Origin of the sequence: Microbulbifer agarilyticus, assembly GCF_001999945.1 — a bacterium.
GTDB classification, from domain to species: Bacteria; Pseudomonadota; Gammaproteobacteria; order Pseudomonadales; family Cellvibrionaceae; genus Microbulbifer; species Microbulbifer agarilyticus_A.
Genome location: NZ_CP019650.1, coordinates 507,122 through 531,197, shown reverse-complemented (window position 1 = coordinate 531,197; position 24,076 = coordinate 507,122). Strand labels below are relative to the sequence as shown.

Genomic DNA, 24,076 nt, shown 5'->3' with positions numbered 1-24,076 from the left:
GTCCGTTTTCCTAATAACCCGGCCATACCGCGCACATCTCCTGTTTTCGGCATCGAACGTGAACTGTCTCACAAACCGTGTGAAATTTCGATTTCGCACAAATTTTGCACAACCATACCACCCTGCCCGCTGACCCGCGATGCCTGCCAGCCGGTCGCTAACTCAATAAAGCAAACCATTTACCACTTTCCGCTTGGCGCGAAAATAGACCACCCGTTCAGACTGGCCCCTGTGCAACTACCCAGCTGGTTCTATAGGGATTTTCGAAAACCGCGCATGTTATGCCTTGGCAAGCTTCCCAAAACACGTTTGATCAGAAGAATCTTTGGTCACAAACAAAAAAACTATCGAGGACACACCATGCAATCCTCCGGAATTTTGACGGGATTTAAATTAACCACGGCGGCAATACTCATTGGCGCCTGGGCATCTACCAGCGCCACTGCAGATACCATTTACGAGGACAATTTTGCCAACGGGGATATCAGCGGCTGGTCCACCACCGGCAACGTTGCCGCATACAACGGCAATAGTATGCGTCTGCGCGGTACATCGACCGCAACGCAGGCACTTTCTACTGCGGGTTACTCCGCGGTCTCCGTTGAACTCGCTATGGCGGCGACCTCGCTGGAAAACGGTGAGTTCTGTTACGGTGAAATTTCCACGGACGGCGGCAGCAGCTGGACAACTGCATTGACCATTGCCAACGGTGATGACAACGGCAGCCAGTTCTCCAGCAACAGTGCGCCATCCGGTATCGACAACAACGTTGCTGTGCAGTTGCGCTTTCGCGGCACCGGCGCCACCACCGGCGATTACTGTTATGGGTATCGGGCCCTGGTAACCGGCACAGGCGGCGCGCCCACCGATCCGGACATTAGCGCACCGGCAAGTGTGAGCTTTGGCGCGATCGGCACAGGCACAACCTCTACCCGCACCATCACCGTTTCCAACGACGGTTCAGCCGCCCTCGTTATTAGCAATGTGAGCAACCCAGCATCACCTTTTTCAGTAAGCAGTAACAACTGTGGCAGCGTGAGCGCCGGCGCAAACTGCAGTATCGATGTGGCATTTGCACCGCAAACGGATGGTAACTTTAACGGCAGCCTCAATATCTCTTCCAACGATCCGGACGAGCCGAGTATTGCGGTTAGCCTCAGCGGCAGCGCATCCACCGGCGGCGGGAGTGTGGACGACTTTGATCCGCTAAGTGGTAGCGGCAATGTTTCTCGCAGCGCACTGACCATGAATACGCTGATCAATGGCAGCGACCCGGGTAGTCTTGTTGATTACAGCCACTATGCACTACCCGCCAATGCCGCGATGCCCAGCAACCAGTTTGAAGGTTCTCTGGAATTATTCGGAGAAGCCTCCGGTGGGGACTTTGACGAGCACAAAGACTCCTTCCGTTACACCGGTTCACAGGACACCACGCGCAAGCATCTGCCGGAATTCAATTTTGAATTTGTACAGAGCGGCAGCCATATTTTCCCGGTAGAGCGCGGTTCGATTGTCAGCACGCACCCCGAGTGGGAATACATCCTGACACCTGGGCGGGTCTGGGATGAAAACGGGGATGCCGGCTACAGCCGGGTTGCGCTGCCATTTGCCCTGCAACAGAAAAATGCCAACTGTATTCACAACGGCATGATGACCTTCCTGTTCAAGGATGACGGTTCCGTCTCCGATGTGGCCTACCAGATCGCCGGAGAAACCTGCCTGTATTTCCAGGTGGATATGTGGGGGCAGCTCTCTGCCAGTTACACGCCGCATAGCGTTGCCAACAGCGATCAGCTGACCAGCGACTACCAGGCGGAAGTGAACAACCGCATGCCGAGCAAACCACTCAGCGCGCTGGCTCAGGATTACCCCGGCACCGACTACACCGCTTTTGCTGCACCCAACGGCAAGGACCCCCTGGATCTTTCTCTGGCGGGCTTTGTAATCGATGGCACCCATTACATGGGCGGATGCGGCTCTCGCCGTGGTGACTACCCGTATTGTGAATCCCTGGTTGTTCCGTCTTACTCCAGTGCAAAAACCGTGTTCGCCGGCGGCGCCATGATGCGCCTGGAACAGAAATATCCGGGTACGTTTAACCAGTCCATCGGCAGTTACATCAGCGAGTGCAACACCAATGGTAACTGGAACGATGTCACCTTTGGCAATGCGCTGGATATGGGGACGGGCAACTACAAGCTCGCCGGCTATATGAGCGACGAAGGCGCCAGTCACACCAACGACCTGTTCCTGCCGGAAGATCACGCCAGCAAGATCAATTACAGCTGTACCGAGTATCCGCGCAAGGCGTCGCCCGGCACCAAGTGGGTTTACCACACCTCTGACACCTATATTCTCGGCACGGCGATGAACGCCTACCTGCGCGGTATTGAAGGCAGCAGTAGCGATATCTTCAGCGATATTGTGGTGGATGAAATTCTTGCGCCGCTCGGCGTCAGCCCCACGGCAGAATTCACCCGCCGCACCTACGACGGTATTCAGCAGCCCTTTACCGGCTGGGGACTGATGTGGCTGCGGGACGATGTGGCGAAGATTGGCGCCTTCCTCGCGGGCAGCAGCCAATCGGTGTTGCACCAGGGCGAACTGGATGCAGCGCTGCAGCGCGACAGCGCCGACCGCGGACTGGAGCCCCTCACTGACTACAAGTACAACAATGGCTTCTGGGCGCACGAGGTGAGCGGCAACATGAGCGGCTGTAGCAACCCACTGTGGCTACCGTTTATGTCCGGCTATGGCGGTATCACCGTACTCGTCTTACCGAACAACTCGGTGTATTACTACTTCAGTGACGACGATGTGTTCCTGTGGATGGATGCAGCACAGGAGGCGCACGGTATTCGCAGCCTGTGCCAGTAATTCATGCGGACAACCAAATAAAAAAGGGGCGATTTATCGCCCCTTTTTTATTTGCCTAAAATTATTTAGGAAAGATTACTTGCCAAGAAACCGACCTCAGCCCTCTTCTACTAGCCAGGCAAGCGCCGCGGTTTTGTCTTCAAAGAAACGGGCTTCGCCGCCGATAAACCAGCTGCCAATCTTGGCCGCGGTTTCCTGCCAGGACTTACTGCCCACCATGGCCACTTTGTTGAACTGGTGACCATGCTTTAAGCCAAGCTTGAAGTCATCCCACGCAGCGTGCATTTCCCAACCGTCCATTTCGCGCACATCCATCATCACGTCGATTTTCGGGCTTTTCATACCGGCAATCGCAGTCTCCAGCATCGGCACCATGGTCGCGTAATCCTCATGCTGTAACTTTCCTCGGGCGTGCATGGTCAACAGTACTTTGTCGTCCGCGACACGTTCAACACTAACGGAAAAGCCGTGATGATTGTGAGACATGTTTTCGCCCCTTGCTGCAAAAGTATTTTAGCTTGCAGGTATAAGGTGAATGTAGTGAGACAACAAACCAGCAATCCAAGGCCATAGGGCAGTTTTAAGGCAGTGGTTCATCGTTTCGCTATCACGCCACAGATATGAACCCCGCATATAAAAAAGGGCTGCAAAAGCAGCCCAAAGGAGTCAATTTAGACGGGATAACGTAGGGATGATTAGCTGATATCGATCCAGGTGGACTTCAGCTCGCAATACTTGTCCAGCGCGTGCAGGGACTTGTCGCGGCCGTTACCGGACTGCTTGAAACCACCAAAGGGCACGGTGATGTCGCCACCGAAGTAGTTGTTGACCCATACCGAGCCCGCACGAATGTCGCGCGCCATGCGGTGGGCGCGGGCGAGATCTTTGGTCCACACGCCGGAGGCCAGGCCATAGATGGAATCGTTGGCGATCTGCAGCGCTTCTTCTTCGGTTTCGAATTCGATGATCGACAGCACCGGGCCAAAGATTTCCTCGCGGGCAATGGTCATTTCACCGCTCACACCACGGAAGATAGTCGGTTCGTAATAGTGACCGCCTTCCACAGCTGCTGCCGGCTTGCCGCCGCACACCAGGTTGGCGCCCTGCTCGAGGCCTTTGGCCACGTAAAACTCCACGGTGTCGTACTGGCTCTGGTCGATCAGGGCACCCATAACGGTGTTTGGATCCTGCGGGTGTCCCGGCTGGAAGCGCTCGGAAGCTTTCTTGACCTTCTCGATAAAGGTGTCGGCGATGCCTTTTTCCACCAGCAGACGGGTACCAGCGGTACAGGTCTCCCCCTGGTTGTAGAACACCGCCAGCGCGGCCGCTTCCGCGGCCTTGTCCAGGTCGGCGTCGGCAAACACGATGTTCGGGCTCTTGCCGCCCAGTTCGAGGAAGGTGCGCTTCAGGTTGGATTGGCCGGAGTATTCGGTCAGGGTCTTGCCCACTTCGGTGGAACCGGTGAAGGTCAGACCATCGATGTCCATGTGCAGGCCCAAAGCCTTGCCCAGGCTACTGCCCGGTCCGGGCAGCACGTTCAATACGCCATCCGGCAGGCCTGCTTGTTTCGCCAAGCCCGCCAGCTTGATTGCGGTGAGCGGTGTATTGGATGCCGGCTTCAGGATCACGCTATTACCGGTGGCAAGCGCCGGGCCCAGCTTCCACGCGGTGGTGGAGAGTGGGAAGTTCCACGGCACGATCGCCGCCACAACGCCCAACGGCATACGGGTAATCAGGCCAATCTCGGTGGGGCCGGTAGGGGCAATCTCGTCGTAAATCTTGTCGATCGCTTCCGCATTCCAGCGAATGGTGGTGACTGCACTGGGCACATCCACATTCATGGTGTCGCTGATGGGCTTGCCTGCATCGAGGCTCTCCAGCAGGGCGATCTCTTCGCGGTTTTCTTCGATCAGCTCGGCAAAGCGCACCAGGATCTTCTTGCGATCCATGGGCGGCATGTCGGACCAGATACCGGATTCGAAGGTTTCACGGGCGACCTTGACCGCTACCTCGGCGTCTTCCGGTCCACAATTGGCAATCTGTGCCAGCTCGCGGCCATCTGCCGGACTGGTGCACGGACGGGTCTGGCCGCTGATTGCGTCCACGTAGGCACCGTTAATGAAAGCGCGGCCCTCAATAGTGAGTTCGTCGGCCCGGGCGAGCCACTCCTGCAGGGTTTGCGGCGTTGGCTGTGGATTCCGGTTGTCAGTCATGGTCACCTCGGTTTGGCACACGAAAAGTTGGCTATCAGCTAAAAACTGAAGGATTATTCAGTTTATATCTAAAATGTGATCACAAATCAACGAGTCTGTATTTTGCTGCAGGGAAGCTGCCACTGCAAACCGGTGAAATCCGCTTACACGGCCTCGAAGGTACCGGTCTCCAGATTCTTGCGGGCGCCGGGAATCGCGAATACCCGGTTGTGGAACGCAATATAGAACCCCGGCGACAGCAGGCGCGCGGCGAGCAACGCTTCGGTGACGTTTTGACGGGCATCGGAATCGATAAAGCCCATGGGACGCATGGCCCCGGTGAACACCACAGGCACCGCCGGCGTACCCATCTTGTCAAAGCAATATTCGGCGGTGACCGACATGGTATCGGTTCCGTGCAGAATCACGATGGGGTCGCCCTTTTCGGCGGTGCGGGCAATGGCCGCACAAATCTGGTCGCGGTCGCTGTTGTCCATCTCCAGAGAGTCCTTGTTGAGGATGCTCTCCAGCTCGAGATGGGTATAGGGTAGGCGCAGGCTGCTGATCAGGCCCTCGCGAATAATAGAGGCACGGTTTTTCAGGGTGCCTTCGGATTCGCAGTAGCTCTTCTCGATGGTGCCACCGGTAGTGAGAATGCGGACACTGGTCTTTTGGTTGAGATCTGTCATCAATTTCCCCGCTGCATGAGTACGAATGTGCGCATCTTAGAGGGCTAGAGAGAACGAGACAATTCTAGTGTCCCGCAACGCAATTCATGAGTTGCGGGATTCGAGCCTGCCCGCGGTGCGATACCACGGACAAGTCGGGGAAAGTTTGGGAAAAAGAAGGACTTAGACTTCTTCGATACGGTAGGAGTGCACGATTTCCACATCAGCCTTGCCGAGCATGATGGATGCCGAGCAGTACTTTTCCGCAGACAGCTCCACCGCGCGCGCTACCTGCGATTCCTTGATGTTGCGTCCGCGCACCACGAACTCCATCTCGATCTTCTCAAACGGCGCCGGTACCGCGTCCGGACGGTGACCTTTCAGTTCTACGTGACAGCTGGCCACGTCCTGACGGGTCTTTTGCAGGATGCCCACCACATCGTACGAGGCGCAGCCACCCACACCCAGCAGAATCATTTCCATGGGGCGGATACCATTGTTCTTCTGGCCACCTTCCATCACCACGGAATTGCCACTGCCCGCTTCACCGACAAAAGTGACACCATTTACCCAGGTCACCTGACCCTGCATTACGCCCGCCATGGAACTCTCTCCTTCATATTGGATGGGGGCCGGGAGCTTACCACAACAACCCTGGGAACCCGCAGCACAGTGCACCCGCTAATTGGTGCGGACGTACAGTCTCACCCTAAGATCTGAGTAAGCCTTAACTTACGGTGGTTGTCAGCGCTGCGCTCAACCGCTATAAACAAACGCTGCCTATGCCCCATACAAAAAGTGGCCCAGATCACATTGCGAAAGATTGGCTCGTAAAGGCCCTGTTTGCACTAGGGTTTTAGCGGGATAATCGTCCCCTTAACCGGGATCAGGCACAAATATTTCAAAAAAAGGAGTAGATCCGTGACGGTCTCTACCGAAGACACTCTGACTAGTGGCAACATCGAAGACTTTCTCGCCCATTGCCACCGCCGCCGCTACCCAGCCAAGAGCACCATTATTTACGCCGGCGACCGCTGTGAGTCTCTGTACTTCATTATGCGTGGTTCCGTCACCGTTCTGATCGAAGACGACGAAGGTCGCGAGATGATCGTTGCCTACCTGAACGATGGCGACTTCTTCGGCGAGATGGGCCTGTTCGACCAGGACACCCGCAGCGCCTGGGTTCGCACCAAGACCGAGTGTGAAGTAGCGGAAATCTCCTACACCAAATTCCAGGAGCTTACCCGCCAGCATCCGGAGTTCCTGTTCAACCTGGCCACCCAGATGGCACTGCGCCTGCGCAACACCACCCGCAAGGTGGGCGACCTGGCATTCCTCGACGTCACCGGCCGCGTAGCCCGCACCCTGCTGGACCTGTGTAACGAGCCGGATGCGATGACCCACCCGGAAGGCATGCAGATCAAGATCACTCGCCAGGAAATTGGCCGTATCGTGGGGTGTTCCCGCGAGATGGTTGGCCGGGTACTGAAGACTCTGGAAGAACAGGGGCTGGTATCGGTAAAAGGTAAAACCATGGTGGTGTACGGCACTCGATAAGCTGCCAATTTCACCCACAAAAAAGCCGGGCAATCGCCCGGCTTTTTTGTGGGTGAAATTTAAAGCGCGCCCCAAAACCAAACCGGCGCACCAAATGGGTGCGCACAACGCACCCGTTTCGGCATTTCGCACCAGAACCTCCCGCAGTAGCAAAATAAAACTCCGCAAATTACAAGAATTCAGCAGTGAGTGCTTCTTTACGCTGGTACGTTGGTTGCAATCAAAATAACACACAACAAAAAGCTCTAGGGGAACCACTTGAAGCACAACAACTATCTCGGGCTGAAAAAATCCCATCTGGCACTGGCTATTTCCTGCGCCGCCCTACCCATGCCGCACCTTGCCTCCGCACAGGCTACGGACACTGAAAACAAACCCGTGTTCGAGGAAGTGGTGGTAACCGGCTCCCGCCGCGAAGAAAATGTGATGGATATCCCCATCAATATTTCTGCGGTGGGTGGCGAGAAGATCGAGGACCTGCGCCTCGACAGCATCGCCAAGATTGCCTACTACACCCCCGGCCTGACAGTCGTCGATCGCGGCCCGCGGGACGAGAGCCCAGACATTCTGGTGCGCGGCCTGAACACCGGCGGTCTCGGCCCGGGCTTCAGCAGCAGCACCGTTGCCACTTACCTCGGCGACATCCCCTTGCAGGTAGACCTGAAGCCCATCGACCTGGAGCGTGTGGAAGTATTGATCGGTCCCCAGGGCACCTTGTATGGCCAGGGCACCATGGGTGGCGCTATCCGCTATATTCCCGCTAAAGCGGACCCTTCTGAGTTCACCGCTACCGTGCGCAGCAGTGCCAGCAGCAACGCCCAGAGCTCCGGCCTCGGCTCTGAATACGGTGCGACCCTGAACTTTGCGATCACCGATAACCTGGCCGTGCGCGTAAACGCGGACAGCATCCAGGATCCCGGGTTTATCGACTACAACTACGTCGTGCGTGAATCTGGTGTATCTAACCCCGACCCGGACTTCAGCAACCCCGATGACGTTGCCGCGAACCTGCGCCAGGTAAAAGATGCCAACGGTGAAGACACCAAATCTGGCCGTATCAACGTGCGCTGGCTGGCCACCGACTGGCTGGAAGCCAACCTGTGGCACTACTACCAGGACACCAAGGCGGAAGGTCGCCAGCTGGCTCACCAGCTTTCCTTCAATACCGGTCCTTACGAATCCGGTATGCGCTACGAAGAGCCTAACCACTACACCAACAAGCTCACCAGTATCGAGCTGATCGGCGATCTGGGCTTCGCCCAGGCCACTATGGTTTACGGCCAGTCGGAATACGATGAGCTGGGCCAGCGTGACCAGACCGACCTGTTGCTGGACCTGGACTACGGCTATGACTCCTTCCCCTCTTTCTCCGCCTATACCCGTGAGGAAGTGAAGGATAAGGCCGACACCTTCGAACTGCGTATGTCTTCTCAGCACGAAGGCCCGTTCAAGTGGGTAGCCGGCTACTTCCAGAACGAATACCAATCCGACGCGATCAGTGAAGAATTCACCCCCTTCTTCGACCAGTTCGTTGTGGACAACTGGGGCGGTGTGCAGCTGCGTCCGGACAACCTGGAATACATCCAGCTGACCGACATCGACGAAAAAGAATCCGCGTTCTACGGTGAGCTGACCTACGACATTACCGACACCCTGTCAGTTACCGGTGGCTATCGTCGCTACAAGTTTGAAACCGATATTACCGGCGGCTTCGGCCTGCCGCTGTTTGAAACTGTATTCCTCGGCGAACCCCAGGACGCAATCAACGTAGACCTGGGCAGAAACCAGGGCGAAGACGAGGGCGACCTGTTCAAGTTCAACGTCGCCTGGGATGCCACTGCCAACGGTATGGTGTATTTCACCTACTCGCAGGGCTACCGCAATGGTGGCGTTAACTCCGTACCCGAATGTACCGCCGAGCAGATTGCCAGCGACAACCAGCAGCTGTGTGCGCTGTCAGACGAAGTACTGATCGACCCGGACAAAATCGACAACTACGAAGTGGGCTACAAAGGCCTGGTTGGCGATCGTCTGTCTGTGAGCACCGCGCTCTATTACATCGACTGGACCGACCTGCAGGTGGCCACTACCACCACCAACGGCTCCCTGCCGATTACCGGCAACGGCAGTGCCGCGGTCAGCCAGGGCTTCGAGCTGCAGGGTAGCTGGTTGATTAGCGACAATCTGGATCTGGCATTTACCTATGCCTATACCGATGCAGAGCTGACCGAAGACGCTCCAGGTCTGGTTGGCCCATACGACGTTTATGCCGGCGCACGCCTGCCCGGACACGCGGAACACCAGGGCTCGCTGAATCTGAACTACACCACCACTGTACTGAACGGCTACGACCTCGACCTGAACTATGGTCTGGTCTTCGCCAGTGACGTGTACAACATGGTGGGTGGCCCGGAAGATCCGCTGTACATGATCGACGAAGACAGCGGCGACATCCTGGCTGGCGACCGCGGTGGTGAAGCGATCCCCGGTTACGCAGTACACCATATGTCCGCAACTCTGCGTTTGGACAAGTGGACCGTTCAGGCATTCGCCGACAACCTGTGGGACAAGTACTACATCACCGGTACCCGCACCAGCCGTCGCAATCTGCAAGACGAAAACAATGGCCCGGGCATCGAGTGGGGCAATGGCTTCACCCAGCGCTCTTACGGCCAGTACGTAGGTACCCCGCGCACCATCGGTGCTCGCTTCACCTACGAGTTCTGATGCTGACTTAGTTTCAGAACTTCACTGGAAGCCGGCCTGCGATACACTATCCTGGCCGGCTTTTTTATTGGTTGCTATCCATGCAAAAACCCTCGATTCCACAACTCCACGCTGCCGCCGAACAGGCCCTTAACCGGGGCGATATGCGCACGCTGCACCAGTGCTGCCGACAGATTTTGCAGCTGGACCCAGCGCACGGCGACGCCTGGTTTCTGATCAGTATTGCGGCCGCTGCGGCCGGGCAGGTCAACAAGGCGCTGGAAATGATCGAGCGTGCGCTGGCAACGGCGCCGCACAATGCAGAGTATTTAAGTCAGAAGGCCCGCTACTTTGCGCAGCTGAACCTATATGCCAAAGCGATTCAGGCGGCGGACGCCGCTATGGCAGAAAGCCCCGAGCGCGCGCTGATTCTCGACACCCTCGGCGTAGTGTATGCCAAGTTTGATGAACACGAGAAAGCGGTGACCCCACTGCGACATGCCGTGGCACTCGCTCCAAACAATGCCCAGTTCCAGTTTAACCTGGCATCTGCCGAGCAGTTCCTTGGCAACCAAGAAGCGGCCCGCGCCGCTTATGAGGCGGCAATCACACTACAGCCAGGCTTCAGTCGCGCGCACTGGGCTCTGTCCGAGCTGGGAAAAAATGAAACTCAGACCGTAACGAATAGCGAGCTTAACAAGCTGTTAGCCCAGCCCGGCCTTGCCGCTGAAGACCAGCTTTACCTGAGCCACGCGTTGGCACGGGATCTGGAGCGCGCCGGTGATTACACCCAGTCATTCCGCTACCTCGTTCAGGCGAAAACACGCTACCGGCAGAAAATTGGCTACGATTTTTCCCAGGACGCAGAGCTGTTTGAGGCAATTAAATCTGCGTTTCCCGGTGACTCGCCCGTATCAGAGAGTACGAGCGCAAACCTTGGGGAAAACTGCCTGTTTATTCTGGGTATGCCCCGCTCCGGCACAACACTGGTAGAGCGTATTCTCGCGAGCCATTCGCAGATCGAAACGCTCGGCGAGCTGCACGAGTTTCCGCTGGCAATCAAGCACCACTCACAAAACAGCTCGGCGCAAACCCTGGATCCCGAGGTAATCACCGGGGCACTCGCCGCGGACGCAAAATCTATTGGCAGGAATTATGTAGCACGCTGTAGCGAGCGTGGTAAAACCGCCACGCGCCTGATCGACAAGCTACCGATGAATTTCCTTTATCTGGGATTTATCCTGCGCAGCCTGCCCAAGGCAAAAATCGTGGTGCTCGAGCGAAACCCACTGGATATATGCCTGAGCAATTACCGCCAACTGTTTTCTTTCAACTTCCGCTACTACCACTATCACTACAGCCTTACCGATACGGCACGCTATATCTGCGCCTATAAAGATTTGATGGCGCACTGGAGCAGCCTGTTCGGGGACAGAATCTATACGCTGAATTACGAAAAGCTCACCGAAAAACCGGAGCAGGAAGCGCGCTCGCTGACGCAATATTTGGATTTACCGTGGGAAGCAGAGTGTCTCGAGTTTTATCGTTCAGATGCCGCCGTATCTACGGCCAGCAGTGTGCAGGTACGCCAGCCTATTTACCGCAGTGCAGTGGAACGCTGGCGCAAGTATGAGAAGGAGTTACAGCCGGCCGCGGAAATCTTTGCCGAGGCCGGGCTGATTTAAGACATGAGACCGCCAGGCTAACTCTTAGTTAAACAGTTCCATCAGGCGACGGCCGGGCTCTTCCTCGCGCATAAACGCTTCGCCCACCAGGAAGGTGTCTACATTGTGGCCACGCATAGCGGCCACATCATCGGTGGTGTGGATACCACTTTCGGTGACCACGATGCGGTCGTCCGGGATCATGCTCAGCAGGCTGAAGGTAGTTTCCAACTGCACATCAAAGGTGTGCAGGTTGCGATTGTTGATCCCGATTAGTCGGTTCGGCAGTTTTAGTGCGCGTTCCAGCTCCTCGCGATCATGCACTTCCACTAGCACATCCAGACCCAACTCCTGCGCAAGATCATTCAGGCTGGTGAGCTGTGCATCATCCAGGCAGGCGGCAATTAGCAGGATGCAGTCGGCACCCATGGCGCGGGCCTCATACACCTGATAAGGGTCGACAATAAAATCTTTACGGATAACCGGCAGACGTACCGCACTGCGAGCCTGCAGCAGGTATTCATCCGCCCCCTGGAAAAAGTCCACATCGGTAAGCACCGACAAACAGGCTGCACCACCCTTTTCATAGCTGGTGGCAATCTCCGCGGGAATAAAATCTTCGCGAATAACGCCCTTGCTCGGCGAAGCCTTTTTAATCTCCGCAATCACCGCTGCCTCACCGGCATTGCGCTTGGCTTCAATCGCCTTCACAAAACCGCGACAGGGCGGCTGCTGCAACGCACGCTGCTGCATTTCATCCTGGCTAACCAGCTTCTTGCGCTCGGCGACTTCTTCCCACTTGCGCTCGACAATGGTCTTCAGAATTGTTGGCGTACTCATGACTTCACTCTTTGAATGCGCTGGTAAAGGCAGCCAGCTCGTTAATTTTCTCCCCGGCCAGTCCGCTATAAATCGCGTCCTGCGCCATGCTCACCCCTTCCGCGGGGCTCGCCGCTACACCACTAACGTAAATAGCCATGCCGGCGTTGAGGGCAATAATATCTGCAGCCTTGTTGCCCGCAGGTGTTTCGCGCTTGCCCAAGGCATCGCGAATCAGTGCGAGGGAGGCCTCGGAGCCATCGACGCACAGATCATCCATGGCTCTCGGTTCGATATCAAAATCTGCGGGCTTGATGACGATTTCGGTTAGCTCACCATCTTTTAATTCCCAACCGCGGGTCTCGGCAGCGAGGCTCACTTCATCCAGCCCATCGTCGCTGTGCAATACGAGTACATGCTCGGAACCCAGCGTTTGCAACACTTCCGCGAGCATGCGGCAGTAGTGTGGGTCAAACACACCGATTACCTGGCGCTTTACGCCGGCCGGATTGGTCAGCGGCCCCAGCAGGTTGAAAATAGTGCGCAGGCCCAGCGCCTTGCGCGGTCCAATCGCGTGACGCATGGCACTGTGATAGCTCGGCGCGAACATAAAGCCCACACCAACACCATCCACGCAGCGCGCCACCTGCTCCGGGGTTAGCGGCAAATAGATACCCGCCTTTTCCAGCAGATCGGCAGAACCGGAGGACGAGGAAACCGAACGGTTGCCATGCTTGGCCACCCGTGCGCCGGCAGCGGCTGCAACAAAGCTGGACGCACTGGAGACGTTGAACAGGTTTGCCCCGTCACCACCGGTACCCACAATGTCGACTGCATGAGTAGGGTCGAGCTCGACCTTGGTGGCCAGCTCACGCATCACTTCCACCGCGCCGGTAATCTCGTCGACGGTTTCTCCCGCCATACGCAGGGCTACCAGAAACGCACCGATCTGCGCATCTTCCGCTTCGCCGCGCATGATTTGCCCCATGGCCCCACGCATCTCTTCGCGGGTGAGATGTTCGCCTTCCACCAATTTGGCAATGGCCTGCTGGATATTCATTATTTTCCCCTTCCCTAAGTAATGAGTTCCCGAGGGTCGTTACACTTCCAGTATTCAAAGCGAAGGCGCTGATACCGGTATTCCTTTGCGAGACCTTCTAAAACAGGGATGTTTTAGAAGAGCCCCATGGATGGGTTCACGGGGGGGCGCCTAGTTCGTGTCTCGCAAACGCGATCCCGGTAGCAGCGCCGCCACCAGCTCACCTACGAGGTGCCAACCCAATACCTCAAGACTCCAAAAAATTCCTCAGCATATCGTGCCCGTGCTGAGTCAAAATCGATTCCGGGTGGAACTGCACCCCCTCGATCGGCAGCTCGCGATGGCGCAGCCCCATAATTTCATCCATCTCGCCATCTTCGGTCTCGGTCCACGCAGTAACCTCAAGACAGTCCGGCAAACTGCCCTTCTCCACCACCAACGAGTGATAACGAGTCGCCTCAAACGGGTTCGACAGGCCGTTAAACACCCCCAGGTTGTTGTGGATAATCGGCGACGTCTTGCCGTGCATCACTTCACCGGCACGCACCACACGCCCACCGAACACCTGACCAATACTCTGGTGACCGAGGCAAATGCCGAGAATCGGCAACTTGCCCGTATAAGCGCGAATGGTATCCATGGAGATACCGGCCTCGTTCGGCGTACAGGGTCCCGGGGAAATCACAATTTTTTCCGGGTTCAGCTGCTCAATATCGGCAACGCTGATCTCGTCATTGCGCTTCACCACCACATCCGCACCCAGCTCCGCCAAGTACTGCACAATATTGAACGTGAATGAATCGTAGTTATCGATCATCAGGATCATGATTCGGTTCCTTTATCCTGTGCCGCCTCGCCCAGCCGCTTCTGCAAGCGGGCAAGGGATTCCTGAGTGGCACGCAGTTCGCGCAAAATTTCGGTCTGGCTCGGTGGCATGGAAAGCTCGTCCAAACGGCGCAGCTTGGCCTCTTCCAAGTTGTTCAGCACCACCCCGATAAACAGGTTGATCATCACAAACGCGCCCATCACCACGAAGCTGATGAAATAGATCCAGGCGTAGGGCATGGCATCCATTGCGGTGTACATAATGTCCGTCCAGTCCTCAAAGGTGACGATCCGGAACAGGCTCAACAGTGCGATGGGCAGTGTACGCCAGTGGGTGGGGTCAATTTCATGAAACAGGAAATAACCAGCCACACCGTAAATGTAAAAAATAATGCCCATCAACAGACTGATATGGAACATGCTGGGCAGGCTGCGCAGCAGTGTATCCACCAGCAAGCGCAGCTCCGGGAAAGCGGATACCAAACGCAAGACCCGCAACACCCGCACCAGACGCGCTAGCGTGGCCATGGGGCCTGCCGCCGGAATCAGGCTGAGCACGATGATGGAGAAATCAAAGCAGTTCCAACCGTTGGCAAAATAACGCCACGGACGACGACCTTCGGCGGCAATCTTGATTGCCGCTTCCACCATAAACGACAGCAGGATCAGCTGGTTCACACCCTGCAGCATGCCGTTGAAACGCTCGACCACCCAGGTGGAGGTTTCCAGACCCACGGCAACCGCATTGACCATAATCAGGCCAATAATCACCTGATTAAAAATTGGCGCTTCTACGAGGCGACGGCAGCTCTCGGCAAAACCGCGCTTCTGTTGTACTGATATTTCACTCATCGGTAATACGTCTTCCAATGTCGCAATACGTTTCTCAATACGATTGGGTTATTCACCGGTAGCGATGGCCACGGCGCGGAATAGTGCTCGCGCCTTGTTCATGGTCTCATCCCACTCAGACTGCGGATCGGAGTCCGCCACCAGACCGGCGCCAGCCTGTACAAATACTTTTCCATCCTTGATCACCGCGGTGCGGATCGCGATGGCGGTATCCATATTGCCGTTCCACGCCAGGTAGCCCACAGCACCGCCATAAACGCCGCGTTTTTCTGGCTCCAGCTCGTCAATAATTTCCATAGCTCGGATCTTGGGCGCACCGGAAAGCGTGCCCGCCGGGTGCGCCGCACGCAGGGCATCGATGGCATTGAGCCCCGGCTTAATCTTGCCGGTCACATTCGACACGATGTGCATCACGTGGGAGTAACGCTCTACCACCATCTTTTCCGTTACCTGCACGGTGCCGGTCTGCGCAACCCGCCCGACATCATTGCGGCCGAGGTCGATCAGCATCAGGTGTTCGGCGATTTCTTTCGGGTCCGCCAGTAAATCCTGTTCCAGCGCCAGATCTTGCTCTTCGGTGGCACCGCGGCGGCGGGTACCGGCAATCGGGCGCACGGTCATGTCCCCATCCTCCAAATGCACCAGGATTTCCGGGCTGGAGCCCACCACCTGGTGATCACCCAGGTCGAGGAAATACATATATGGGGAGGGGTTCAGGCTGCGCAAGGCGCGGTAAAGATTCAACGGCGGTACGGTAAACGGCGCGGACAGGCGCTGAGACGGCACTACCTGCATGACATCGCCGGCGAGGATGTAGTCTTTCACCTTGTGTACGCCCTGCTTGAAGGCATCTTCACCGAAATGGGAGACGAAGGTGTCTTCGGCGGTGTGCTCCCCGTCAATCCCGAGCGGCTCGACACTGTCGAGGGGCTGGGACAGCTGGCCGACCAGCTCATCCAGGCGACGCTGGGCGGACTCGAAAGCATTTTCCTGTTGCGGGTCGGCATGCACGATAAACAGCACCGCACCGGCCAGGTTGTCGAACACCACCAGTTCGTCGCTCACCATCAGCAGGATATCCGGGTTGCCCAGGGTGTCCGGCGGGCAGCTGTCGGCGAGTTTCGGCTCGATATAGCGCACAACGTCATAGCCGAAGTAACCCACCAAGCCGCCATTGAAGCGCGGCAGCCCGTCGATTTCCGGCACTTTATAGCGGCCGCGGAACTCTTCGACGAACGCCAGCGGGTCATCAACCTGCTTTTGCTCAATCACTTTGCGATCACGCTCGACCGTTAACTCGTGACCGGTCACTTTCAGTACCGTGCGCGCCGGCAGGCCGATAATGGAGTAGCGGCCCCACTTTTCCCCGCCCTGTACGGACTCCAACAAGTAGCTGTAGCGGCCGCCATCGCGGGCAGCGAGTTTCATATAGGTGGTGAGCGGGGTTTCGATATCGGCCAGCACGCGGCGTACGAGCGGTATGCGGTTGTATCCTGCAGACGCAAGCTGGGTATATTCGCTGGGGGTCATGGCGACTCCGGTCTATGCAATGCTTTGTATGTTCTTTCGGGGTCTGGATTTCCCATCGTTGTGGAATCCAACCCGCGGGGAAGGCGCCCGTCGGACCTAGTTCTGTGACTCTTCATCGAGTTAGGTCTTCAGGCTTCAGCGGATCAGCGGCGCCATCGCCAGCTGTTGTTGAGGTGGGCAGTGCAGTTCAATGTCAGAATCTCGCAGCGTCGAGTTGCTTCCCTGTATTCCGGCGAGCAAGTGTACAAAGGTCTCTTGGGGTGGGCAAGCGCCGCTTCGCAGGCGCCTGCCCTTGTGACCAGCAATTCTCAGCCAGTCTCAAGTCAGTTCTTAGGCCTGGGCCAGCTCGGCGCGCATGGCATTTATAACCGCTGCGTAGTCATCCTGATTGAAGATCGCTGAGCCCGCCACGAAGCTGTCGGCGCCGGCCTGGGCGATTTCGCGGATGTTGTCGCGGGTCACGCCACCATCGATCTCAAGGCGAATGTCGAGGCCGGAGTCATCGATCAGCTTGCGCGCTTCCTTGAGCTTGTCGAGGGTGGCGGGGATGAATTTCTGGCCGCCGAAGCCCGGGTTTACGGACATCAGCAGGATCATGTCGAGCTTGTCCATCACGTATTTGGCAGCGTCGAGGCTCGAGGCCGGGTTGAATACCAGGCCTGCCTTGCAGCCGAGGGATTTGATCAGCTGCAGGGAACGATCGACGTGTTTGCTCGCTTCCGGATGGAAGGTGATGTAGGTGGCACCGGCATCGGCGAACATACGAATCATGTCGTCGACGGGCTCGACCATCAGGTGCACGTCGATGGGGGCTTCCACACCGTGGTCGCGCAGGGCTTTGCACACCATGGGGCCAATGGTGAGGTTGGGGACGTAGTGGTTATCCATTACGTCGAAGTGCACCCAGTCGGCGCCAGCCGCGAGGACGCTGTCGACTTCCTCACCCAGGCGGGCGAAGTTGGCGGAGAGGATGGAAGGTGCAATTTTGTAGTCTGGCATTTTCTCGTCTCGGTGCTTGGAGTTGTTCCCCGGAGCTCTGTTTTGGCCCGGTGGCGGCTGGGCACCGGGCGGGGCTTTTCAGGACCGCTGTGAATACATCCCTGTACACTTCGTCGGCAACATCCCTGTTGCCGACGATCCTGAAAAGCCCCACCCGGCACCCTGCCTTCGATTTGAACTTTCTAATATTTAACGGTTTTTGTTATCCCGCTCTTAACCTTTCTTCAAGGTTATTCAGGCGCTCGGGCGTACCCACGTCACACCAGTCACCCGTGTAGACTTCCGCCTGCATCTTGTCTTCGTTATGCGCGAAGACTTCACCAAGGCCGTAGCATTCGCGGGCATTGGGGTATTCGGTGAGGATTTGCGGGCGCAGGTAGCTGATGCCGGCGAAGGTGTAGCGCGGCTTTGTGCTACCAGAGAGCAGGCCGTCATCGATGCCGAAGTCCCCCTCCGGGTTATGCGGCGGGTTGGGCACCATCAGCAGGCGGCCGGGGCGGTTTTCTGGCAGCGGGTTGTTTATCCAAGCCGCAAAATCAAAGTCACACCAGACATCGCCATTCACTACAAGGAAGGGCTCTTCGCCCAGCAGCGGTAATGCCTTGCAGATACCGCCAGCGGTTTCCAGTGGCTCACTCTCTTCCGAGTACTGAATCTGCACACCAAAACGCTCGCCGCTCCCCAGATGCTCACGGATCTGTCCGCCCAGATGTGCGAGGTTTATCACAAGGTTCTTGACTCCTGCGGCAGCGAGGCGCCCGATGGCGTATTCGATCAGCGGCTTGCCCAGCACGGGGATCAACGGTTTGGGCGTGAAATCGGTAAGCGGACGCATACGCTTGCCGAACCCGGCGGCAAGTAGCATGGCGGTGGGCGCTTTAGGCGGTTGCGATGTCATGCGGTCCTTTTTTATTGAGCAGCTTTATTAGGCAGCTAGTAGGCAGCGTTTGCTATGAGGTAGCACGCGTCACGGAGTAACGGTGGTGTCTGCAGGCTGCCGCTCGCCGGCAATGCGGTAATCGCGATACCAGTCCTGCTGCTCGATCAACGGCATTATTTCAGCTCGGAACCAGCGGGCGAAGGGTTGTAGTTCTGCGTATTTATCGCACACTTCAAAGGTATAGCGAATGACCAACGGCAAATCTGGCAGGTAACCGTGCTTGCCATCCCGCAAATACAGCCGCGGAAATAGCCCAAGTACCTTGAAGTGGCGTTGCAGGCCGATCCAATCAAACCAGCGCAAGAAAGTTTCCGGTGCCACTTCGGGAATAACGCCCGCATCTACTGCGTTGGTGGCGTAGGCCAGGGCCCAGTTTTCCACCTGTTCCTGCGGCCAGCGGATATAACAATCGCGCAGCAGGGAGGCAAGGTCATAGGTAACCGGGCCCCACACCGCGTCCTGAAAGTCCACCACCCCCGGTCGCTCGCCATCCCGAATCATCAGGTTGCGGCTGTGGTAATCTCGATGCACCAGTACCTGCGGCTGACTAGTGGCGCTGTCGAGCAGGTGTGCAAAGGTGTGCTCTATAAGCTGATTTTCTTCTTCACTCAGCTCCCGCTGTAGCAACTTGCCAATCAACCACTCGGGTAGCAGGCGCATTTCCATGTGCAGCAGCTCGCGGTTGTAGGGCGGGAACAGCCCTTCCTGACGCGGGATTTGCTGCAGGCATAGCAGCTCATTCATCACTTCCGCGTACAGACCGGAGACGCTGTCCGGATTCAGGTCCCGCAGTAACTGGGTGTCGCCAAGGTCTTCCAACAGCATATAGCCGTGCTCAACATCGGCGGCGATCACCAGTGGGGTATGGATGCCATTGCGGCGCAAGTAGTCCGCCAGCGCAACAAATCGATTGACGTTGGTCTTACTCGGAGGAGAGTCCACTGCGATAAGGGTGGGGGCAGTATCGGTGCGAAAGTAACGGCGGAACCCGGCATCGCCAGACAGCGCCTGCAAATGCAGAGTCGCCTCCAGCGGCGGCACCCGCAAAGACTCATGGCCTGACTGCAGGGCACGGGCAGCCCACTGGCGCAGCTGTTCTTTGCGCTCATCTGGGGCCTGGGTTACACACTCGTTCATCCACTACCTGCTTGTTCACTTCAACACGTCACCACGGGATTGACCACGCGAATGGCCATAAATGGTACCGATGCCGCCTGAAAACCCGGCATTGTAACGACACCCGCCACACGGTTCACCCGCTAATCTTTGCGCGGCCGGTTTCCATGGCCGCAACCATTCAAGTAGAATCGACCGCTGATTTTGCGGACCGGTTCAAACTTCGCCGATTCGTACTTTTTGACGCCATTCGCGCAACTCTCGCCAACGGCCAGAATCCAAGACAGACTCTAAAGATAGCTGGAACCAATCACTCGATGCTGGAAGCTTCCCGCTGGCGCAGCCTTGCGCTGGCCATTGGACAATTATCACGCCCCCGCCCCCTCGCTTTCGGCCTGCTCGCTGCCCACGCCCTGTGGCCGCTCGCTGCTGCCGCGGAGAGCGACGCGGCTTCCGCCCAGCTCAAAGAAAACCCGTACCTCTATCTGGACTGGTTTCCCAAGGGCCAACTGGAACCCTACCTGCGCAACCAGATCTCGCCAATCTGCGGCGGCATGTTTATCGAGCCCGCACGCGACTACCCTAATGCCGAAGAGCTGCCAGAAGACGCGCCGCTGCGCGCCACTGCCGACAGCTCCGACTGGTTGGAAGACGGCACGGCACAACTGCGCGGCAATGTCCACATCACCCAGGGATACCGCCAGCTGTTTGCCGATCAGGTAAACGTCAACCGCGCGGAGAGCACCGCTTACCTGAGTGGCGCCATCGAGATGCGCGAACCCGGTATGCTGGTACGCGGCAAGGCCGCCGAGGTGCACACGGACAGTAAAGCCGCGTCTATTGAAGACGCTACCTATGTGGTCCACGAAGAATCGGTACACGGTTCCGCGCAATTCGCCTCCCGCGAGGCAAGCGGGGAGCTGATTCTGACGCAAGGCAACTATACGCGCTGTGAACCGGACGACGTTTTTTGGCGCATGACTGGTGGTGAAATCACCATCGACAATGTTGAGCGCCAAGGCACCGCGCGTAACGTGCGTCTGGAAATCGCCGACATCCCCGTATTCTATTTTCCCTACATGCGCTTCCCGGTAGGAGATGAGCGCATGTCTGGCTTCCTGTTCCCCAGTATCAGCAATAGCGATGACAACGGCTGGGACATCGCGGTGCCCTACTACTGGAACATCGCTCCGCAAATGGATGCCACCATTGCCCCGCGCTATATCCAGCACCGCGGCACTGGCCTTGAACTGGAAGCCCGCCATCTCAGCGAATGGTTCAGCACCGAGGCGCGTCTCGCCGGCCTACCTGACGACAAGGGCGGCGACGATGAAGACGCGCGACGCCTGATTAATGAAGGCTTCCCCGAAGACCTGGTATTACCCGCCAAAGGCGAAGACCGCTGGTATGTGAATTTAGACCAGGTCGGCGGCAACGGGGGACCGTGGCGCACCCGCATCGATTTTTCCAAGGTCAGTGACCCAGACTATTTCCGTGACCTCGACACCGCCGAGCTCAAAGCACCGGCCAATGTGAGTTCGCGAGCACTGACTAACCTGAACCAGACGGCGGAAGCCAGCCTGACCCTGGAGCACTGGAACGCCAGCGTACGCGTACAGGAATATCAGCAGCTGTCCAAGGATCGCTTCGATACCTACAGCCAGCTGCCACGCATCAATGTGAATGGTAACTACAAGTGGAACGACTGGTATTTGATGCTCGACCATGAGATCACCAGCTTTGACCATCAGGATACCCAGACCATCCAGTTCATTGCCGACGTCAATGATCCGGACAGTGTTACCACCAGCACCCGCAATTTCGTGAACGCGCGGCGTTCACGGGTGGACTACAGCTACGGCTGGGACAAGCAATGGCTGTGGGGTTTCTTCAACCCGCAGGTAACCGGCATCTATCTCGGCTACGAGTTGTCCGATACCTTCCTCGAAAATCCAGATATGGACACCCCCGAGGCTGCGGCGGCGCAACTTTCCATTGATAGCGGCCTGTTCTTCGAACGCGATGGCAACCTGTTTTCTCGGGAGTATGTGCAGACCCTGGAGCCGCGTCTGTTCCTGCTCGCGAGCTCTAATGCCGATCAGTCAGATTTCCTGAATGTCAGCACCAGCCCAGTAGACGGCGGCAACGATCTGCTGTACGACACCTCGTTGTTTACCTTCAGCTACGACCAGCTGTTCCGTGACAGCCGCTTTAACGGCAACGATCGTATCGACGATGCCGACCGCGCCGCTCTCGGCCTAACCACCCGGTTTATCGACCCACGCAGTGGCCGCGACCTGTTTGCCGCCAGCGTGGGGCAGATTTTCTACTCTAATGACAGCCGTATCGAGCTGGCTGAATTTATCGAGGATGTGCCGCGCTCCGAGTTCGCCGCACGCCTAGAGAGCCGTCCCACGGGCGACTTGCGCATCAGCAGTGAGCTGATCTACCACGACAGTGACAATACCATTAACCGCGGCAACGTCAGCCTGCGCTATCTGGATGACGATTTTCGCCTGTTTAACGTAAGCTACCGCTATCTGCGCAAGGAAGAGCGGTTCGACTCAACCGATACCTTCCTGGTGCAGGGACCGGTGCGCCAAGCGGATATATCCACGGCCTGGCCAATAAATGATCGGCTTTCGGTTCTGGCCCGCGCCAACTACGATTTCACCTTCGATAGGGAACTGGAGTACCTCGCGGGACTCGAATATGACACATGCTGCTACCGCACTCGTGTGCTGTGGCGCCGCGAATTGGACAATGACCTGGCCGACGTCGTACCGCCGGAAGAGCTGAAATTCGACGAAGGTGTCTATATTGAACTGCAGTTGAAGGGGCTGGCCGGCCTAGGCGGTTCCGTTTCCCGTATTTTGTCCCAGGGCATTGCCAACTTTGAACAACGAGAAGTACTGAAACAGTGATGACAATAATGCAGATGTTCACCTCTCTTCGCCGCGGCCTGCTGACCCTAGCCGCCGCCAGCGCCATTGCGCTCCCCGCCTGGGCCCAAGTACAGCAACTGGACCGTGTAGTAGCCGTAGTGGACGACGACGTGGTAATGGCCAGTGAACTGCAGCAGCGCATCAACACCATCACTCAGCAGATCGCCGCACAGAATGTACAGGCGCCGCCGATCGACGTGCTGCGCCGCCAGGTCCTGGAGCAACTTATCGTTGAGCGCCTGCAGCTACAGATGGGCGCCCGAGCTGGTGTCACTATCTCTGAGGAAGAGCTCGATCAGGCGATCGCGCGCGTACAGCAGAACATGAACCTGTCTCCGGCCCAGTTTCAGCAGAAGCTTGAAGCGGACGGCATCTCCAACAATGCCTTCCGTCAGCAAATCCGTCAGGAGCTAATCATTCGCCGGGTGGAACAAGGCAGCGTGAGCCGCCGCATCCAGATCACCGATCAGGACATCAATAATTTCCTGCGCTCCAAAGAAGGGGAGTTCTGGAAGTCTCCCCAATATGAACTTGGCCATATCCTGATCGCGGTAAGCTCCAGTGCCCCTGCCGAAGAAGTCACAGCGGCGCGTGAAAAAGCCGATGCGGTGTATGACAAGGCCACCGGCGGTGAGGATTTCCGCGCCCTGGCCATTTCCAACTCCTCCGGCCAGAACGCGCTGCAGGGCGGTGATCTGGGCTGGCGCAAACCCGTTGAGCTGCCAACCCTGTTTGCGGATGCTCTGGACGGTGTGAAGGTAGGGGAAACCACCAAACCCTTCCGCAGCGATGCCGGTTTCCACATGCTGAAAATCCATCAGCAGCGTGGCGCCACTGAGCAGGTGGTGGAGCAGACCAAAGTGCGCCATATCCTGGTAAAAACCTCGGCCATCCGCGATGACGACGCGGCCTATAACCTGCTCACCGATTTGCGCACCAAGATCGAAGCCGGTGAACTGAAGTTCGCAGATGCAGCCAAGGACAACTCCGAAGACATCGGCACCATGCTGCAGGGCGGCGATCTGGGCTGGTCCACACCTGGCCAGTTCGTCCCAGAGTTCACCCAAGCCATGAACAACACGCCGGTGGGCGAGATCAGCATGCCCTTCCGCAGCCAGTTCGGCTGGCACATCCTGCGCGTGGATGAGCGCCGCCAGCAGGACATGACAGATCAGTACATCCGCAACCAGGCCGCCAACCTGCTGCGTAACCGACGTTACGAAGAAGAACTGCAAAACTGGCGCCAGGAAATTCGCGACCAGGCTTATGTGGAAATCAAGCTGCCGGACTCTGAATCCGGTGACTCAGAGCAAAGCGCAGAAAGCGCCAACGATTCCCAGTAACGCT

At 57.2% G+C, this 24,076-nt stretch carries 18 protein-coding genes; 6 read left to right on the top strand and 12 right to left on the bottom strand.

What is annotated here, in order from left to right:
- Positions 1-360 precede the first annotated feature (360 nt).
- A complete protein-coding gene (locus Mag101_RS02145) occupies positions 361-2,877 on the top strand; it encodes a choice-of-anchor D domain-containing protein (RefSeq protein WP_077400143.1) in 2,517 nt (838 codons plus the stop codon).
- Positions 2,878-2,973: 96 nt separating this feature from the next.
- Here Mag101_RS02145 and Mag101_RS02140 read toward each other — a convergent pair whose 3' ends face one another.
- From Mag101_RS02140 to Mag101_RS02125, 4 genes are all read right to left on the bottom strand, one after another.
- On the bottom strand, positions 2,974-3,363 hold the full coding sequence (locus tag Mag101_RS02140) for an STAS/SEC14 domain-containing protein (protein ID WP_077400141.1): 390 nt from the start codon (positions 3,361-3,363) through the stop codon (positions 2,974-2,976).
- A 209-nt stretch (positions 3,364-3,572) separates the two neighbouring features.
- Complete coding sequence (locus Mag101_RS02135) at positions 3,573-5,090, bottom strand: aldehyde dehydrogenase (RefSeq protein ID WP_077400138.1); 1,518 nt, start codon at positions 5,088-5,090, stop codon at positions 3,573-3,575.
- Positions 5,091-5,233: 143 nt separating this feature from the next.
- On the bottom strand, positions 5,234-5,758 hold the full coding sequence (locus Mag101_RS02130; RefSeq protein WP_077400135.1) for an asparaginase: 525 nt from the start codon (positions 5,756-5,758) through the stop codon (positions 5,234-5,236).
- Between the two features lie 162 nt (positions 5,759-5,920).
- The gene (locus tag Mag101_RS02125; protein WP_198040147.1) at positions 5,921-6,328 is read right to left on the bottom strand and encodes an OsmC family protein; all 408 of its coding nucleotides are present in this window, start codon (positions 6,326-6,328) and stop codon (positions 5,921-5,923) included.
- Positions 6,329-6,658: 330 nt separating this feature from the next.
- Here Mag101_RS02125 and crp point away from each other — a divergent pair, with 330 nt between their 5' ends.
- From crp to Mag101_RS02105, 3 genes are all read left to right on the top strand, one after another.
- Entirely contained in the window at positions 6,659-7,294 is a 636-nt protein-coding gene (crp, locus tag Mag101_RS02120) for a cAMP-activated global transcriptional regulator CRP (protein ID WP_010133420.1), read from the top strand.
- 258 nt (positions 7,295-7,552) lie between these two features.
- Complete coding sequence (locus tag Mag101_RS02110; protein WP_077400126.1) at positions 7,553-10,021, top strand: TonB-dependent receptor; 2,469 nt, start codon at positions 7,553-7,555, stop codon at positions 10,019-10,021.
- 80 nt (positions 10,022-10,101) lie between these two features.
- Positions 10,102-11,685, top strand: a complete 1,584-nt coding sequence (locus Mag101_RS02105) for a tetratricopeptide repeat-containing sulfotransferase family protein (protein WP_077400123.1) — start codon at positions 10,102-10,104, stop codon at positions 11,683-11,685.
- 24 nt (positions 11,686-11,709) lie between these two features.
- Here the strand turns inward: Mag101_RS02105 and trpC are convergent, their stop codons facing one another.
- From trpC to Mag101_RS02065, 8 genes are all read right to left on the bottom strand, one after another.
- Positions 11,710-12,504, bottom strand: a complete 795-nt coding sequence (gene trpC / locus Mag101_RS02100; protein ID WP_077400121.1) for an indole-3-glycerol phosphate synthase TrpC — start codon at positions 12,502-12,504, stop codon at positions 11,710-11,712.
- 4 nt (positions 12,505-12,508) lie between these two features.
- Positions 12,509-13,543: an anthranilate phosphoribosyltransferase gene (gene trpD / locus Mag101_RS02095; protein ID WP_077400118.1), complete on the bottom strand. Its 1,035-nt coding sequence runs from the start codon at positions 13,541-13,543 to the stop codon at positions 12,509-12,511.
- Between the two features lie 226 nt (positions 13,544-13,769).
- The gene (locus tag Mag101_RS02090) at positions 13,770-14,348 is read right to left on the bottom strand and encodes an anthranilate synthase component II (RefSeq protein WP_077400115.1); all 579 of its coding nucleotides are present in this window, start codon (positions 14,346-14,348) and stop codon (positions 13,770-13,772) included.
- Positions 14,345-15,199 (bottom strand): ion transporter, encoded by an 855-nt coding sequence (locus Mag101_RS02085; protein WP_077400112.1) that lies wholly within the window; start codon positions 15,197-15,199, stop codon positions 14,345-14,347. Before Mag101_RS02085 ends, Mag101_RS02090 begins: the two co-directional genes overlap by 4 nt.
- 48 nt (positions 15,200-15,247) lie before the next feature.
- Positions 15,248-16,729 carry an anthranilate synthase component I gene (trpE, locus tag Mag101_RS02080; protein ID WP_077400109.1) on the bottom strand — a complete coding sequence of 494 codons (1,482 nt, stop codon included), beginning with the start codon at positions 16,727-16,729 and terminating at the stop codon, positions 15,248-15,250.
- 330 nt (positions 16,730-17,059) lie between these two features.
- Positions 17,060-17,728 (bottom strand): ribulose-phosphate 3-epimerase, encoded by a 669-nt coding sequence (gene rpe / locus Mag101_RS02075; RefSeq protein ID WP_077400106.1) that lies wholly within the window; start codon positions 17,726-17,728, stop codon positions 17,060-17,062.
- Between the two features lie 202 nt (positions 17,729-17,930).
- Entirely contained in the window at positions 17,931-18,626 is a 696-nt protein-coding gene (gene murU, locus Mag101_RS02070) for an N-acetylmuramate alpha-1-phosphate uridylyltransferase MurU (RefSeq protein WP_077400103.1), read from the bottom strand.
- Positions 18,627-18,695: 69 nt separating this feature from the next.
- Positions 18,696-19,805: an aminoglycoside phosphotransferase family protein gene (locus tag Mag101_RS02065; RefSeq protein WP_077400100.1), complete on the bottom strand. Its 1,110-nt coding sequence runs from the start codon at positions 19,803-19,805 to the stop codon at positions 18,696-18,698.
- 296 nt (positions 19,806-20,101) lie between these two features.
- Here Mag101_RS02065 and Mag101_RS02060 point away from each other — a divergent pair, with 296 nt between their 5' ends.
- On the top strand, positions 20,102-22,708 hold the full coding sequence (locus Mag101_RS02060; RefSeq protein ID WP_198040054.1) for an LPS-assembly protein LptD: 2,607 nt from the start codon (positions 20,102-20,104) through the stop codon (positions 22,706-22,708).
- Positions 22,708-24,072 carry a peptidylprolyl isomerase gene (locus Mag101_RS02055; RefSeq protein ID WP_077400094.1) on the top strand — a complete coding sequence of 455 codons (1,365 nt, stop codon included), beginning with the start codon at positions 22,708-22,710 and terminating at the stop codon, positions 24,070-24,072. The genes Mag101_RS02060 and Mag101_RS02055 overlap by 1 nt, the downstream gene beginning before the upstream one ends.
- The last annotated feature ends 4 nt before the right edge of the window (positions 24,073-24,076 follow it).